This is a genomic window from Sulfurimonas sp. NWX367, assembly GCF_039667065.1.
GTDB classification, from domain to species: domain Bacteria; phylum Campylobacterota; class Campylobacteria; order Campylobacterales; family Sulfurimonadaceae; genus Sulfurimonas; species Sulfurimonas hydrogeniphila.
Window position 1 is genome coordinate 154,279 of the sequence record NZ_JALCZM010000002.1, and the last position, 14,993, is coordinate 169,271.

Below are 14,993 nucleotides of genomic sequence, written 5' to 3' on the forward strand. Positions count from 1 at the left end.
TTTAGGACAGCTACTTTTACATCCCGGGAATTCTAGGAATTTTACCGAGTTTAGAATTGCGGCAGTATAATCCCCAGGCTTTTTTCAGCCAGTGTCCAATGACAGGCATTGGAAGCATAAATGCACGTTTTTCGTCTCTGTAGACAAAGGCCGCACCGTCTCCGGTATCCATAACGCATAAAATATTCAAATGCTCATGGTAGCCTTTAAAATCACTGCCGCCGTTGTCACGCTGATCGATATTGTGTGCTGTATTTTTTGCCATTACCTCGGCAATATGACCCTGTTTTGCCCGCCAGTCGTATCCTTCGAGTGCTGCAACATCCCCAATGGCATAAATATTACTTAAAGAGCCATCCTCGTTTAAGACGCAGGAGGTGTCGTCTGTTTTGACAAATCCGGCTTCATTTGTCGGCAAGTCCGAATTCTTTATGACTTCATGCCCGTCTCCGGCAGGAATGAACATGGTAAAATCGGAGGCGAGCTTTGTGTCATCTTCAAATACAATACCGTCTTTGTCGAACTGTTTTATTTTTTTGCCAAAGTGTTTTTGTATGCCTAGCTTTTTAAACATAACATCCATCATTTTCAGAGCCTGGGGACCCATCCGTTTGCCGGGTTCAGCCATCGGAGCGAAAAAAGTCAGCTCAAAATTCTCTCTGATGCCTTTTGCTTTGAGCATATTGTGCACATTAAAGAGGAGCTCAAATCCCGGTCCGCCACGCACTGCCGAACTGTCTTTCGGATTGCCTCCAAAGCCCATACAGATTTTGCCGCTTCCTTTTTTGACAAGGACGTCCAGAGCATCTCTGATTTGTAATGACTGTTCTGGTGCGCCACAGATAGAAAGTGTGTTTTCTATGCCTGGTGCTTTCATTTTTGCAGCACCCATGGCAATGACAAGATAGTCATAATCATCAAGAGTTCCTGAGTTTTTCAAAGTAACACTGTTTTCTTTTTTTGATATTTCGGTCACGTCGTCAACAACAAGGGTAAACCCGTGTGCATTTTGCAATTCTCGCAAATCAACACAGACGTTTTGGAATTCACTTTCATGTGTCGGTATCCAGATGGAAGTAGGATATATGTAAAAATAGTCTCTGTTACTGACTAAAGTAACATCATAATTCAGTTTTCTTAAGTGGATTGCAGCATCAACACCTGCAAAACCGCCTCCCAATATAAGTACTTTTTTCATCTTTTGACCCTTTTATTTGTTACAGTTATAAGGTATATTATCTGATTTGATGTTAAAATTAGATTAAACTGGCTATTTTTATCGTCAGTTTTACTTTTTGTTTATAAAGTATACCGCAAACATACTGATAAGTCCACCAATAACTATATGTAACTGTAAGGGTTCGTCCAATATAAACCAGGCAGAAAAAAGAGCAAAAAAAGGCACTAAAAACATAAAAGAGCTTGTCCTCTGACTGCCGAGTTTCCCGCTGGCAATAAAAAATATGGTTGTTGCGACAGTCTGTCCCAAAACGGCGAGATAAATCAGGGCAGTCCAAAATTTTGCTCCCTGGGTAAAAACAGCACCAAGGTCTGCATTGAAGGCATATAAAAAACTGAAAAAAGTAGCTATGAGAGAAATTAAAAAGCTGTAATAGACCGGATGTATATGTTTTTGCGAATGCTGCGAAAGCAGAGTGACTCCTGCCCAGATGAGGGCACAGAGTAAAAAGTAGATATTTGAGCCGTGTAAAAAAAGAGAAAAATTGTTAAGCTGGAGTAAAACATAGCCGCCGACCAGCCCGAGCAAAAGCCCGAAATACTGCCGTGTTGAGAGTCTGCTCCTAAAAATCACAGCAACAAGCAAAAAGGTCATAATAGGGCTGAAAGTTGTTATGATGACACTGCCCGCACCCGCAAGACCGTACTTTATGCCTAAAAAAGAAAAAACCATAAAGGCTATATTTAAAAAAGAACTGCCGAGGATATATTTGAATGAGCCCTGAGTCAGTGTCAGTGGAATTTTAAAAAAGTAAAGAATGGGCAAAAATGCGAGGCTCATCAGAAAAAACCGCCAAAAGATGACGACATCCATCGGCATTGCTGTGGTGAGAATTTTTAAAGCTGTCCAGCCGCCGCCCCAGAGCAGCATGGAAAAAATGAGCAGATACGCATAGCGTCTATCGTCGTTTTTCAAATTCATCAACTATTTTTGTAACAATCAAATCAGAGGTGACATTGAGTGAGGTACGACACATATCAAGAATTCTGTCCACGGCTACAATCAAAGCCATGTATTCAACAGGCAGTCCAAGCTGGTTGAGTATAATCACCATCATAACAAGAGAGGCACTCGGTAGGGCCGCAACACCGACACTGAGCGCGACAACGGTAATCCCTAAAAGAATCTGATCTCCCAAACTCAAAGCGACTCCCGCCAAATTGGCAATGTATAAAACAGCTACACTCAAATAGGCCGCTGTACCGTCCATGGAAACGGTAGCCCCCAAAGGCAGAACAAAAGAGGCAGTTTTTTTGTCGATACCGCCCATCTCTTCGGTAACACGCATACTCACAGGAAGCGTAGCCGCAGAAGATGCTGTGGAAAATGCCATAATCGGGGCTTCTCTTACATCTGAGAGATAGCTGTAGGGATTTACTTTTGTAAAAAAACGCAGGACTGCAGGGAGTGTGACAAGTCCATGAAAAATGATGACACCGATAACGACCAAAACATATTTGTAAAGCCCAAAGACAACATCAATTCCCTGCTCGGCAATAACATAGGAGATGAGCGAAAAAACACCGATGGGAGTAAGGAGTATCACCCACTCTGCCATTTTGAGCATAGCTTCACTGATGGCTGTAAAGAGGGTGCTGAGCGCCTCTTTTTGTTTTGGAACAAGGTAGAGAGATGCCACACCAAAAAGAATGGCAAATATAATAATCTGCATCATCTTGCCCTCAGAAAGAGCATGAAATATATTGGTAGGAATGAAGCTTAAAATCATATTCTCAAAAGAAAAAGGAGCCAGTGCTGCCGCTTTTTCATAGGCAAGACCACTGCTGCTGACATGCTCGCCAATGTGAAAAATATTCATGACAGCAATGGCGGCAGTAACGGCAAGAGCGGTTGTCAAAACATACAGCCCTATAGTTTTGAGGCCCATCCGTTTTAAATGTTCAATAGAACCAAGCCCAAGAATAGCGACAAATATACTGGCAAAAACAAGAGGCACGACAAGCATCTTCAAAAAATAGACAAAGGCGGTTCCTATCATCTTTTGTTTGAGGGCGAGTTCGGGAAAAAAGATGCCAAACAAAACACCCAAAACAATACCGAAGATGACAAGGGTATTTGTCGTTGCATATTTTTTTATTTTTTTGATCATTCTACATTTCCTCTGTTTCTTTGTAAATATTATTGAGTTCTCGGAATCGGTACTTTCAGCCACTTTCAGCCCGCACTGAAGTACGGGTTCCGAACAAAAGCATCTTCCGCTTTTCCGGAATCGGTACTTCAGTGCCGACTGTTGCTTCTTCCTGCTATTCTCAGCCCGGACTAAAGCAGATTTTTCTTTATCCAATACGATAGTACATAAAGTCCCCATACATGCTGCTTAAAACTCCCCCTTGATGCGGTGTTTATATATTCGTCTAACTTTTTTTTGTGAAACATCCCTGTTTGCACATTGACCTCTTGAATGAGATCAATTTTTTTGGAACTGATGAGATACTCCATATAAGGATTGGAAAAGCCTTTTTTCTTCCGTGTGAGTATCTTATCAGGGAGTTTGTCTGTCATGATTTGCTTTAAGAGTGATTTTGTGATGCCGTCTTCATAACGCAGCTTTGGATCTATGCCAAAAATTAAAGATGCCAGTTTATGGTCCAAAAACGGGGTACGGGATTCTATGGAGTGTGCCATGGAAACACGGTCAAGTTTGGTTAAAAAATGCTCCGCCTGAAAAATATTGAGGTCAATATAGCTGTACCAAATACTTTCATCACTGTGGGCAGAGGCTTCAAAGCGTTCTCTGTAACTTTGCAGGTATTTGAGGCTTTCGTTATCTTTGACATTGCGCCTGAGAAGCTGGTTTTTTTGCAGGTCCGTAAATTTTTCACCGCTTGTACGAAAAAGAAGCGAGTCGTCAAAAATCCGCTTGTACCACTCCCACTCTCTGTTCATTGAAAAATTGGCACGGAAATATTTTTTGAGCCAGTTTTTGTGTGCCAAACCTGCGGCATTTTCAATGTCTAGATATTCAAAATACTGTCGGTAGCCTAAAAAAAGCTCATCCGCACCCTCTCCGCTGAGTACAACTTTGTATCCGTCTTTTTGAATACGCTCAAACAACAGATACAAAGGCACGGCAGCAGGATCATTAAGCGGTTCGTCAAGTGTATCTAACACTTTGTCGCTTGCACGGATAAAATCATCTTCATCTATTTCCACCTGGATGTTGTCCAAACCTAAAAACTCAGCACTTGCTTTGGCATTTTTTCTCTCATCATATTTTGCAAATTCTTTATAACCGAGTGTATATGTTTGCAAATGTGTGTTGTTTTGTTTGGCAAAATAGTTGAGTGTTGCAGAGTCTATACCACCAGAAAGCAGTGATGCCATAGGAACATCACAGTCTAAGCGCAGATGAATGGAATGTTCTAACTCTTCTCCTAACACACGCAAAGCTTCGTGTTTGTTTGTTATAATGTTTGGAGTGACATCAAGCAGGTCAAAGTAGTGTTTACATGTAACGCGGCCCTCTTTACATGTAAGGTACTCACCTGCTGAAAGTTTTTGAATACCTTCGTAAAAAGTATGCGGCGGAGTCGGCGCCAAAAAAGAGAGATAAGAGAGCAGAGCATCATTGTTGAGTTTACATGTAGACAAAAAAGGCTTGAGCGCTTTGATTTCCGAGGCAAAAACAAAACTTTCCCCTTGCATATAAAAAAGCGGTTTTTTCCCGAGTCTGTCACGAAAAAGGTAAAGCGTGTCATCATCCATTAAAGCAATGGCAAACATACCGCGCAGATGCTGGACAAAATCAACGCCCCATTTCAGATAAGCGGCAATGATGACTTCACTGTCGCTGTGTGTCTGAAAGTCAAAATCAAGTTCTCTTTTTAACTCTTTAAAGTTATATATCTCTCCGTTGAATGAGAGCAAAATATTGTTGTGTTTGCGCGGTTGATGGCTTCTGTGGTGGCCATCAACAATGCTGAGGCGCTGATGGGCAAAAAAGAGATTTTTCTTTTGCACAATACCACAGTAATCAGGTCCACGATGCACAAGAAGAGACAAGGCGCTTTTTGCATGATTCTCATTATATTCGCCGATTATGCCAAAAACTGCACACATTATTTGAAAAATCCTACGGTAATGTCATGTTCTATGTAGCCCTCTGTCAAACGGGTATGCTTTACATGTAAGCTTTTTGCAAGGGTATGGATGGTGTCTATATTTATATAATTATAAACATCACTCTCCTTGTCGCCGTAGAGGGCATTGAAAATAAAACCTTTTTTTGAAGAGGCAAAGCAGTTGCGTACAAAAAGCTGTGTTTCAAAAGGTGTGAGTATATTGAGTGCACCGCTGCAGATGTAATAGTCTGCCACAGGAAGTCTGGCTTTTGTTATATCGGCACGGATGATTTCACACGCTGTTTTTTCGCGGGCAATGTCGCACATCTCCTGGAGCGAATCTATGCCGATATATTTGTTTACATGTACACCGTTGTTTTGTAAAAATCTGTAAAAATCTCCAAAACCGCAGCCTGCATCGACGATGGTACTCTGTGTAAGATCATCGCCGAGCATCTCTAAAATTTTGTCAAACCGTATACTTTGATGCGCATCAGAGGACCAGTGCAGACCGCATGCGGAGATGCCGTGCTTTTGAAGTGCTGCTGTGTAAAATTTTTCACTGTCTATACGCGGCATAAGGCTCCTTTTTTACTTTTGCTATTATATAATAGTTATGTAAAAAAGCCGGCATTTCGGAACCCGTACTTCAGTGCGGGCGAGAGTGGCTTGAAAGTTGCAACAGTCGGCACTGAAGTACCGATTCCGGAAAAGCGGAAGGTGTGTTGTTCGGAACCCGTACTTCAGTGCGGGCTGAGAGTGGCTTGAAAGTTGCAACAGTCGGCACTGAAGTACCGATTCCGGAAAAGTGGAAGGTGTGTTGTTCGGAACCCGTACTTCAGTGCGGGCGGGGTATCTTAAAAATTGAAACAGAGGAAATATATATGAGAATTGCAATAGTCGGTTTAGGCGGTGTCGGCGGATATTTGGCGGCGTCCTTTGCAAAAAGCGGTTTGGATGTGACGGGTTTTGCACGGGGAGAACATCTCAAAGCCATACAGAAAGAGGGAATAAAGATTACAGAAGATGAAATAGAGTGGCGTGTTCCTTTACATGTAAAGCATCCGGATGAAGCGGAGGGCATATATGATGTTGTGATGTTTTGTGTCAAAAGTTATGATTTGGGAACTTCTTGCAAAGGTATGCAAAATCACATCAACGCAGACTCGATTCTGCTCTCTTTTTCAAACGGGGTCAATAACGGTGATGTATTGCGTGCATGCTGTGATGCCAGAGTGCTTGACGGCTGCATCTACATCCTTTCGCATATTGAATCCCCGGGTGTGATTCGCAAAAAAGGAAAAGTCTTTGCGGCACTCTTTGGAGGAGAAGATGAGGCGGCTGTCCAAACTGTGGCAGATATATTTCAAAAAGCCGGCCTGCGTTACAAAACACCGCAAAATATCAAAGAAGCTTTGTATAGAAAATATATATTTATTGCCGCTTTTGCGACATTGACCTCATATTACAAGACAGGTATCGGCACGATTTACGAAGAACATTATGAGGAGGCAGAAAGACTTTTAACAGAAATTGCCGAATTTGCAAAAGAGACACAGGGCATAGATATTTTCGATGAGGTGCAAAAGTCTTTGGAAACGGCAAAAAAAGTGCCTTATGATGCTTCTACGTCCATGGCTCTTGATTTTAAAAACGGCAAAAAAACTGAGCTTGAGAATTTAAGTGGATATGTTCAAAAGCCTTTTATGCAAAAACTCTATAATGAGTTAAAAAAGAGAGAAAACAAATGAAAAAAGAGCGAATTGTACTAGGCGGCGGGTGTTTTTGGTGTATAGAAGCGGTGTACAGAAATGTCAAGGGGGTACTCTCGGCGGTGAGCGGCTATGCCGGAGGCGCCCGAGCCAACCCGAGTTATGAAAACGTCTGTTCAGGTGCAACCGGACATGCTGAAATTGTCGATATTGCCTATGACGCAGATGTTATCAGTCTGAGTGAGATTTTGGATATATTTTTTGAAATACATGACCCGACAACACTGAATCAGCAAGGTGCGGACAAAGGAACACAGTACCGTTCTGTTATTTACTATGGGGATGAAGCACAAAAAAAAGTGATTGAAGATTCTATTGCAAAACATCAGCAGGACTTTTCCGATAAGATCGTAACTGAGGTAAGCCCTCTGCCTGAGGTTTATCCGGCGGAACCGTATCATCAGAACTATTATAATTTAAATGCTTCGCAAGGCTACTGCCAGGTGGTTATCGCGCCAAAACTGCAAAAATTTATGACAAAGTTTCCTGATAAATTAGCCTAAATGTGATAAACTATGATTAGATTATCATAGAGGCGGTTTTTATGGAAAAAATATATGAATTGGCTATAGTCGGTGCCGGACCTGCGGGGATTGCCACTGCTGTTGAAAGTTACCTTCAGGGTGTCCGTGATATTGTGCTGCTTGAAAAAGACACAAATCACAACTCGACTATTCGTAAATATTACAAAGAAAACAAGCGTGTGGATTTGGAATGGAAAGGACAAAAAGTCGAACTCAACGGCCGTATCCATTTTATAGACGGTACCAAAGAGACGACACTCGATTTTTTTGATGAAATTTTAAAAGAACATCTCGTAGAACTGCAAACAGAGGTGGAAGTGCAGTCTATAGAAAAAAAAGAAGACTACTTTGAAGTCCACATGGCAGGTAGGAGCATTAAGGCAAAAAATGTAGTTGTGACCATCGGACGGATGGGGAAGCCAAACAAACCGAGCTACAAAATTCCTCCAACTATACGAAAGAAAATTAACTATACAACAGATGAATGCTCACAGGGAGAAAAGATTCTTGTTGTCGGAGGCGGTGACAGTGCTGTAGAGTATGCAGTTGATTTAAGTGAGCATAATGATGTGTCCATTTGTTACAGACGGGAGAGTTTCCGCCGGGCAAATCCTACGAATCAAAGAAATATTGCCGATGCGATTGCACAGGGAGATGTCCGACCGATTTTAGGTATAAATATCAACGGTCTCGAAGATGACAAGGGCAGAGTCAAAGTGCTTTTCAGCGAAAGAGAACCTGAAACATTTGACAGAGTTATCTATGCCATAGGCGGAACGACACCAAGTACATTTTTGGCAAGTTCGGGCATAGAAGAAAAAGACGGCAAACCTGTACATGATGAACATTATGAGACAAACATCAAAGGACTTTTTGTTGCCGGAGATATTACTCAGGAGAGCGGCGGCAGCATTGCGCTTGGACTCAATCACGGCTATGATATTGCCAGATATATTAAAGGAAAAAGTGAAGTCTAGTCTTTTGCTTTTCGCATTTTATAAATATGTATGAGTTTGATAATAATCATGATACTGATAACCTGAAACAGTGCGGCCAAAATAAAAGCATAATAGTGCAACTGATCAATAGAGTTAGCAGTATATGCCAGAGTGGCCATTGCAATAAGCAGGGTCAAAGGCATAGAGTGAGAAAGTCCAAACAGAACCGTGTCAATTAGTCCGAGCTCTTTTATAAACACCAAAGAGGCAATAAGCCGCATAAGAATCATTACCACTGTGATGATGACAGCCTCCCGTATGAGTCCGTTGATCCAGAGGGCGTTGAGGTCAAAAGAGCTCCCGATATGAATGAAAAATATAGGGATTAAAAATCCAAATCCGAAAGAAGCAAGCTTTTCAGGCAATTCATGTTTGTGCTCAAAGAAAGTCGGAATGAAGATACCGGCTAAAAAAGCCCCAAAAGCAAGTTCAAGATGCAAAAAGAGCATAGCCCCTATAAGCAGAAAAAAGATTCCCATAGAGAGACGGATGTCCTGTTCTTTGTTGTCATTGTGAGGCATAAGGGCAATAGCGACTTTGGGAAACCACCAAAACAGAAGCTGCATAGAGCGAAAAAGAAGAAACATAAAAAGCAAAAATGCCAAAAGGGCCATGATTGTTTGAAAAAGTCCCAATCCAAAACCAGACTTCAGTGCTGCAGAGCTTATAGTAAGTATCACAATACTTGCAACTTCACCTATGCCCCCAACTGTCATGGAAAGAGCAATCCAGGGTGTTTTTCCATACTCTTTGGCCAGTGTGGCGACAAGTCCTACAGATATGAGGGGTAACAAAACGATAAAGATTTTTCCCAAATCAAACTGTACGGAAAAGGCGATGGAGAATCCATAAAGTACTGCAAGATAGACAACAACCTTTTTCATAACAGAGACAGGTGTTTTGAGTACATTTTTTAAATTGATCTCTGTTCCTGCAATAAACATCAGATATAAAAACCCGAATTCAGCGACTAAATCAAAAAGATGTTCATCATGCAAGAAGCCTACATATCCTAAAAGAGAACCTAAAATAATTTCAATGGGTGTTGTAGGAAGCCGTAAAATTTTGGCAAAAAACGGAGAAAAAATGATGATAAGCGATATGGTAACAATCAGTATAATATTATCAGTCATACTTTTCTCCTTTTATTTTAAAAATCCGGGTTATAACCCGTGTGCAGGGCTTTTATTGCACACTTTTTGCAATATCAAGACCAAGAGACTGCAACATTGCCAGATCCTGACTCATAACACGTCCTTTTGTGGTGAGGTAGTTTCCTATCACAATGGAATTTGCTCCGTTTTGAAAAATTTCTGCCTGACGTTCTTTAAACATAAGTTCGCGACCGCCGGCAACCATAATTCTCTCGGCATCACAAAGTGTTTCGCGTGTCAACCTGATGAGTGCGAGGGCTTCATCCACTGTTAAAGGATTTGGTTCAAGTTCAAGTGCAGGGTTGTGATGATAAAAGTTAATAGGAACCGAAGCAGGGTTGAGTGATTTGAGAGATTCGAGCATAGAAATTCTGTCTTCTTGTGATTCACCAAGCCCGAAAATTCCACCGCTTATGAGTACCAAGCCGGCTTTATTGACATTTTGGCAGGTTTCATATCGTTCACTCCAGGGATGGGTTGTGCAAATTTGCGGATAAAAGGCTTCACTTGTCTCAAGGTTGTGATTATAGGCTTTGATACCTGCTTCTTTGAGTGTGAGGAGTTGCTCAACATTTGCTGTGCCGTTACAGGCGATAAGACGTAATTCAGGGGCGACTTTTTGTACCTCTTTGGCAACATCACAAACAAATTTGAGTGTTTTGTCAGTTAAACCTTTATCTGCAGTGACAAGACAAAATCCAAGGGCTCCGTTGTCTCTTGCCGTAATGGCTTCTTGGCAGATGGCATCCACAGGCTTTTGTTTGTAACGCTCTATATCTGCTTTGTAGCGCACACTTTGCGAACAAAACTTACAGTCTTCTTTACATGTACCGCTGTTGATATTACAAATGGAACATAAAAATATTTTTTCACTCACTTTTTTGCCTTTCATAAGAAAAAGTTTTTGTGAGCATATACTGCTCCTGCTCTTTCTTTTTTGTATAGTATTTTACTATAAATTTTTTTTCTAAAACTTCAAGCATGGCACACTCAGAAAGCGGTTTGTTTCGTGCGCACACTTCACCGGGGTTTAAAAAGAGTGTACCCCCTGCAAACTCTACTTCAAACTGATGTGTATGTCCAAAGATGACAACCTCGGCATCTCTGCTCATATAAAAAGGCAGGTGCATCAACTTGAATTTTGTATTTGTCAGTTTAAAATAGTAGGGTTCCTGAACCAGGTGGTACCTGTTATGATATTGTACTAAATGGGCATCATTGTTTCCGTAAACGGCTATATATTTTTTCCCGCATGCTTCAAGCAGGTCCAGTACCTCTTTTTCGACAATATCTCCGGCATGTATAATAAACTCGGCTCCGTTTTGCACCAAAAAATCAAGGGCGGCTTTTGCCTTTTTGACCTTTTTATGTGTATCGGAGAGTATGCCTATTTTCAATTTTTTATCCTCTGCTTCTGTAACTTCTCTGCCACTTTCGCCCGCACTACAGAAAAAAATTTAGTTTTTCTCACAAGTCATGCTTTAGCATAGAAAGTACGGGTTCCGAGGGTATTGCGGAATCGGTACTTTAGTGCCGACTGAGTAAGGATTTTAAGCCTTGTCTATCTCTTCTCTTGGTGTACGCGCTTTACACTTTACACATTCGTACACCTCTTTATTTCTGTAGGTACGAGGCGCAAGTACACCTGTGCATCCTTTTTCTTTACATTTAATGGTTGTCGGCTCAAACTTTGAGATAAATTTACACTCAGGATAGTTTTCACAGCCCCAAAAAGGGCCTCTGCGAGAGTTTTTCAGGCTGATTTTTCCGCCGCAGTCAGGACAAGGAGTTTCACTCACTTTCTCTTCGACATTAATACTTTTTGTATTTTTGCATTCAGGGTAGTTTGAACATGCAAGAAATTTTCCGTTACGGCCATTCTTTTCTATCATATCCGCACCGCATTTGTCACACTTTTCATCGGCAGTTGTCTCTTTTTTCTCAACAGGATTGCCCTCTTCGTCACACTGCTCTGTATATTTGCATTTTGGAAAACCGGAGCATGCGATGAAGTTTCCAAAACGTCCGCTTCTCAGAAGCAGTTCATGTTCACCGCATTTAGGGCAGGTGCGCCCAAGCGGTTTGGCAAGTTTGAGCGAGACAATGTTTTCTTTTCCTGCTTCTATCTGCTTCATGAATTTTTCATAAAACTCAAGGAGCAGTTTCTGCCAGTCCACTTTGCCTTCGGCGATTTCATCGAGTTCTTCTTCCATTTCAGCCGTAAAGTTAATATCAACGATATTTGGAAAGTTTTTCTCCAGAATCTCTGTCACGGTAAAAGCGATTTCTGTCGGGATAATCTGCTTTTTTTCTATGGTCACATAGGTACGGTTGGAGAGTGTCGCAATTGTCGGGGCATAGGTCGATGGACGCCCGACGCCTTCTGATTCGAGTTTTTTAATCAGACTTGCTTCAGAGTAACGCGATGGCGGTTCTGTGAAGTGCTGTTCGGGTTTTACACTCTGAATTTCAGCTTTGTCACCCTCTTTTAAAGTAGGTAAAAGCTTGTCTTTGTCTTCTGCTCCTGTGACCGCATAAAAACCGTCAAAAATGAGTTTTCGTCCGCTTGCACGGAATTCATTTTCATTGCCTTTAAAGATAATGCTTTGCTGCTCAAAGAGCGCATCTTCCATCTGACATGCCATAAAACGCTCATATATGAGGCGGTAGAGTTTGATTTCATCGGCTTTTAAAAATTTTTGTGCCACTTCGGGTGTAAACTGCAGCATAGTCGGGCGGATGGCCTCGTGTGCCTCCTGTGCGCCTTTTGATTTTTTCGTATAAACCTTTGGTTCTTTCGGCAGGTATTTCTTGCCGTAACGGCTCTCAATGATGCCTCGAACTGCACCCACGGCTTCTTGTGCGAGGTTGAGGGAATCGGTTCTCATATAGGTAATGACCCCTGAAGTACCGTCTGGAGTTTTGACACCTTCATACAGAGTCTGGGCGACCATCATGGTTTTTTTCGGGGTAAATCCGAGTTTGCTTGAAGCAGCCTGTTGCAGGGTTGAGGTCATAAATGGCGGCGGTGTGGCACTTTTTCGCTGTTTTGTCTCAATTTTTGCAATTTTGAAGTCATCATTTTTGACACTTTGGGCAATTGCCTCTGCCTGTTCTTTGTTCTCTATGGAGAGTTTGGAGATTTTTTGCTCTTTGTGTTTGATAAGATTGGCTTCGATATTTGGCTTGAAAAGAGTGTCAATGGTCCAGTATTCCTGAGGAACAAAGGCTTTGATTTCGCGTTCACGATCTACGACAAGCTTGAGTGTCGAGCTTTGCACACGCCCGCCACTTAAGCCTTTTTGAATTTTAGAAGCAAGCAGAGGTGAGAGCTTGTAGCCTACAATACGGTCAAGCAGACGACGGGCCTGTTGGGCATTTACCATGTCCATGTCTATTTTTCTTGCATTCTCAAGTGCATGCTTGATGGCTGTTTTTGTAATCTCATGAAAGACAATACGCGGGAGTGTTTCGGGGTCTTTTTTGATAGCATGGGCAATATGCCACCCAATTGCTTCTCCCTCGCGGTCCTCATCGGTCGCGATGTAAATTGTGTCGGCTTTTTTGGCTTTTTCTTTTATCTCTTTGACAGTTGGCGCATTTTCTTTGGCGACAGAGTATTTGGGAATGATTTCATGAGTTTCTTCATCAATTGTAATTCCAAAACGGGATTTTGGCAAATCCCGGATGTGTCCTTTTGAGGCAATGACATCATAGTTTTTGCCTAAAAAGTTCTTGATAGTACGGGCTTTTGCGGGTGATTCGACGATTATTAAGTTCAAATAGTTTTCCTATATATAGTATAGTGATTTGGTTTTTGGTTTTGGAAGTGTAGCGAAAAAGAATAAAATAAGGAAATATTTTTAAATTTATAAAATTTGCAAAAAAAATTAAAGTTATTTTTTTGACTGACGATATTGTTACAGTCTCAAGGCAAGGATGCCTTTTAGAGAACAAAAAATACAAAGAGCGAAAGCTCTTCCATAGAAAAGGATTTATTATGGGTTTTAGAATTAACACAAACGTTGCGGCAATGAATGCATTGCGTAATGCAACACAGACAAACTTGGGTTTAGACAAAAGTTTAAATGCTTTATCTTCAGGTCTGCGTATTAACAAAGCGGCAGATGATGCTTCTGGTATGGCAATCGCCAACTCACTGCGTCAACAGGCACAGGGTCTCGGTCAGGCTATCAACAATGCAAATGACGGGATTGGTGTTGCACAGACTGCTGACGGTGCTTTGGATGAGTATACTAAAATTATTGATACTGTCAGAACGAAAGCAATTCAAGCAGCGTCTGACGGGCAAACATTAGATTCTCGTAAAAAAATTCAGGCGGATATTGACAGACTTCTTGAAGAGGCACAGAACATTGCTTCAACGACTTCATTTAATGGTCAGACACTTTTAAACGGTGCATACCAAAATAAATCATTCCAAATTGGTGCATATTCCGGAGAGACTGTAAAACTTTCCATTAGTGATACACAAACCTCACAAGTAGCTGAGTTTTCTTTAGCTGAAACAAGTGTTGGTTTTTCAAGACTTAGTGGTGCTGCAAACAGTGCTGGTGGATCAGCTTCACTTTCTGTTACAGTTGTAAATGCTGATGGGACGACTGCTACAGTATCTACATCTACTATCTCTTTTGCTTCTGGTGCTGATCTTTCCGGATATGAGATAGCGCAGGCTGTTGTTGACAAGTTTAATCAACAGGCACAGGTTGCAGGTGCGGATGTAAGAGCTTCAATCATTGAAGCAACAGGCTCGACTGTAAATAATCCGGAGTATGGAATCCGTATAGATTCTGCTGGTGATTTAACTGGTATGACACTTGGTGATGGTGTTACAGATGGAAAATCAACTGCAATTATTGCAAATACTGCTGCCGGTTTAAATAACAACTTGTCAACAGTTGATGTAACTACTCGTAGAGATGCACAAAAAGCAATTACTATTGCTTCGTATGCACTAAAAGATATAGATGCAACACGTTCAGATATTGGTTCGGTTCAAAATCAGCTTGAATCTACAGTGAGAAATATATCGATTACACAGGTGAATGTCACAGCTGCAGAATCTCAAATTCGAGATGTCGACTTTGCTGCGGAAAGTGCAAACTTCTCTAAATTGAATATTCTTGCACAGTCAGGTTCATATGCTATGAGTCAGGCAAATGCCGTTCAACAAAATGTTTTAAGACTACTTCAGTAGTTTTT

The 14,993-nt window shown here is 41.4% G+C and carries 13 protein-coding genes; 4 read left to right on the top strand and 9 right to left on the bottom strand.

The window, feature by feature from the left end:
- Nucleotides 1-16 precede the first annotated feature (16 nt).
- From MNY28_RS05330 to MNY28_RS05350, 5 genes are all read right to left on the bottom strand, one after another.
- Complete coding sequence (locus tag MNY28_RS05330) at nucleotides 17-1,198, bottom strand: FAD-dependent oxidoreductase (protein ID WP_346389132.1); 1,182 nt, start codon at nucleotides 1,196-1,198, stop codon at nucleotides 17-19.
- A gap of 90 nt (nucleotides 1,199-1,288) precedes the next feature.
- Entirely contained in the window at nucleotides 1,289-2,161 is an 873-nt protein-coding gene (locus MNY28_RS05335; protein WP_151901346.1) for a DMT family transporter, read from the bottom strand.
- The gene (locus tag MNY28_RS05340) at nucleotides 2,139-3,350 is read right to left on the bottom strand and encodes a dicarboxylate/amino acid:cation symporter (RefSeq protein ID WP_346389133.1); all 1,212 of its coding nucleotides are present in this window, start codon (nucleotides 3,348-3,350) and stop codon (nucleotides 2,139-2,141) included. Before MNY28_RS05340 ends, MNY28_RS05335 begins: the two co-directional genes overlap by 23 nt.
- Before the next feature lie 170 nt (nucleotides 3,351-3,520).
- Nucleotides 3,521-5,320: an asparagine synthase (glutamine-hydrolyzing) gene (asnB, locus tag MNY28_RS05345; protein ID WP_346389134.1), complete on the bottom strand. Its 1,800-nt coding sequence runs from the start codon at nucleotides 5,318-5,320 to the stop codon at nucleotides 3,521-3,523.
- Entirely contained in the window at nucleotides 5,320-5,901 is a 582-nt protein-coding gene (locus MNY28_RS05350; protein WP_346389135.1) for a class I SAM-dependent methyltransferase, read from the bottom strand. Before MNY28_RS05350 ends, asnB begins: the two co-directional genes overlap by 1 nt.
- Before the next feature lie 305 nt (nucleotides 5,902-6,206).
- Between MNY28_RS05350 and MNY28_RS05355 the strand changes: the two genes are divergently transcribed.
- The 3 genes from MNY28_RS05355 to MNY28_RS05365 are packed head-to-tail and all read left to right on the top strand — an operon-like array spanning nucleotide 6,207 to nucleotide 8,595.
- Nucleotides 6,207-7,073 carry a 2-dehydropantoate 2-reductase gene (locus MNY28_RS05355; protein ID WP_346389136.1) on the top strand — a complete coding sequence of 289 codons (867 nt, stop codon included), beginning with the start codon at nucleotides 6,207-6,209 and terminating at the stop codon, nucleotides 7,071-7,073.
- Nucleotides 7,070-7,597 (top strand): peptide-methionine (S)-S-oxide reductase MsrA, encoded by a 528-nt coding sequence (gene msrA, locus MNY28_RS05360; protein ID WP_151901337.1) that lies wholly within the window; start codon nucleotides 7,070-7,072, stop codon nucleotides 7,595-7,597. The genes MNY28_RS05355 and msrA overlap by 4 nt, the downstream gene beginning before the upstream one ends.
- A gap of 41 nt (nucleotides 7,598-7,638) precedes the next feature.
- A complete protein-coding gene (locus tag MNY28_RS05365) occupies nucleotides 7,639-8,595 on the top strand; it encodes an NAD(P)-binding domain-containing protein (protein ID WP_151901336.1) in 957 nt (318 codons plus the stop codon).
- Here the strand turns inward: MNY28_RS05365 and MNY28_RS05370 are convergent.
- The 4 genes from MNY28_RS05370 to topA all read right to left on the bottom strand — a co-directional run bounded on the left by MNY28_RS05370 (nucleotide 8,592) and on the right by topA (nucleotide 13,552).
- On the bottom strand, nucleotides 8,592-9,749 hold the full coding sequence (locus MNY28_RS05370) for a cation:proton antiporter (RefSeq protein WP_346389137.1): 1,158 nt from the start codon (nucleotides 9,747-9,749) through the stop codon (nucleotides 8,592-8,594). The two genes, MNY28_RS05365 and MNY28_RS05370, sit on opposite strands and share 4 nt — an antisense overlap.
- 52 nt (nucleotides 9,750-9,801) lie before the next feature.
- Entirely contained in the window at nucleotides 9,802-10,647 is an 846-nt protein-coding gene (locus MNY28_RS05375; protein ID WP_346389138.1) for a biotin synthase, read from the bottom strand.
- The gene (locus tag MNY28_RS05380) at nucleotides 10,640-11,167 is read right to left on the bottom strand and encodes a YfcE family phosphodiesterase (RefSeq protein ID WP_346389139.1); all 528 of its coding nucleotides are present in this window, start codon (nucleotides 11,165-11,167) and stop codon (nucleotides 10,640-10,642) included. Before MNY28_RS05380 ends, MNY28_RS05375 begins: the two co-directional genes overlap by 8 nt.
- A gap of 153 nt (nucleotides 11,168-11,320) precedes the next feature.
- Nucleotides 11,321-13,552 carry a type I DNA topoisomerase gene (gene topA / locus MNY28_RS05385; RefSeq protein WP_346389140.1) on the bottom strand — a complete coding sequence of 744 codons (2,232 nt, stop codon included), beginning with the start codon at nucleotides 13,550-13,552 and terminating at the stop codon, nucleotides 11,321-11,323.
- A 218-nt stretch (nucleotides 13,553-13,770) separates the two neighbouring features.
- Between topA and MNY28_RS05390 the strand changes: the two genes are divergently transcribed.
- Nucleotides 13,771-14,988, top strand: a complete 1,218-nt coding sequence (locus tag MNY28_RS05390) for a flagellin (RefSeq protein WP_346389141.1) — start codon at nucleotides 13,771-13,773, stop codon at nucleotides 14,986-14,988.
- Nucleotides 14,989-14,993: the final 5 nt, after the last annotated feature.

Coding starts and splice junctions, on each gene's coding strand:
- MNY28_RS05340 (WP_346389133.1), bottom strand. CDS start 3,350: ATGATCAAAAAAATAAAAAAATATGCAACGACAAATACCCTTGTCATC.
- asnB (WP_346389134.1), bottom strand. CDS start 5,320: ATGTGTGCAGTTTTTGGCATAATCGGCGAATATAATGAGAATCATGCA.
- MNY28_RS05350 (WP_346389135.1), bottom strand. CDS start 5,901: ATGCCGCGTATAGACAGTGAAAAATTTTACACAGCAGCACTTCAAAAG.
- MNY28_RS05330 (WP_346389132.1), bottom strand. CDS start 1,198: ATGAAAAAAGTACTTATATTGGGAGGCGGTTTTGCAGGTGTTGATGCT.
- MNY28_RS05390 (WP_346389141.1), top strand. CDS start 13,771: ATGGGTTTTAGAATTAACACAAACGTTGCGGCAATGAATGCATTGCGT.
- MNY28_RS05355 (WP_346389136.1), top strand. CDS start 6,207: ATGAGAATTGCAATAGTCGGTTTAGGCGGTGTCGGCGGATATTTGGCG.
- MNY28_RS05370 (WP_346389137.1), bottom strand. CDS start 9,749: ATGACTGATAATATTATACTGATTGTTACCATATCGCTTATCATCATT.
- msrA (WP_151901337.1), top strand. CDS start 7,070: ATGAAAAAAGAGCGAATTGTACTAGGCGGCGGGTGTTTTTGGTGTATA.
- MNY28_RS05335 (WP_151901346.1), bottom strand. CDS start 2,161: ATGAATTTGAAAAACGACGATAGACGCTATGCGTATCTGCTCATTTTT.
- MNY28_RS05365 (WP_151901336.1), top strand. CDS start 7,639: ATGGAAAAAATATATGAATTGGCTATAGTCGGTGCCGGACCTGCGGGG.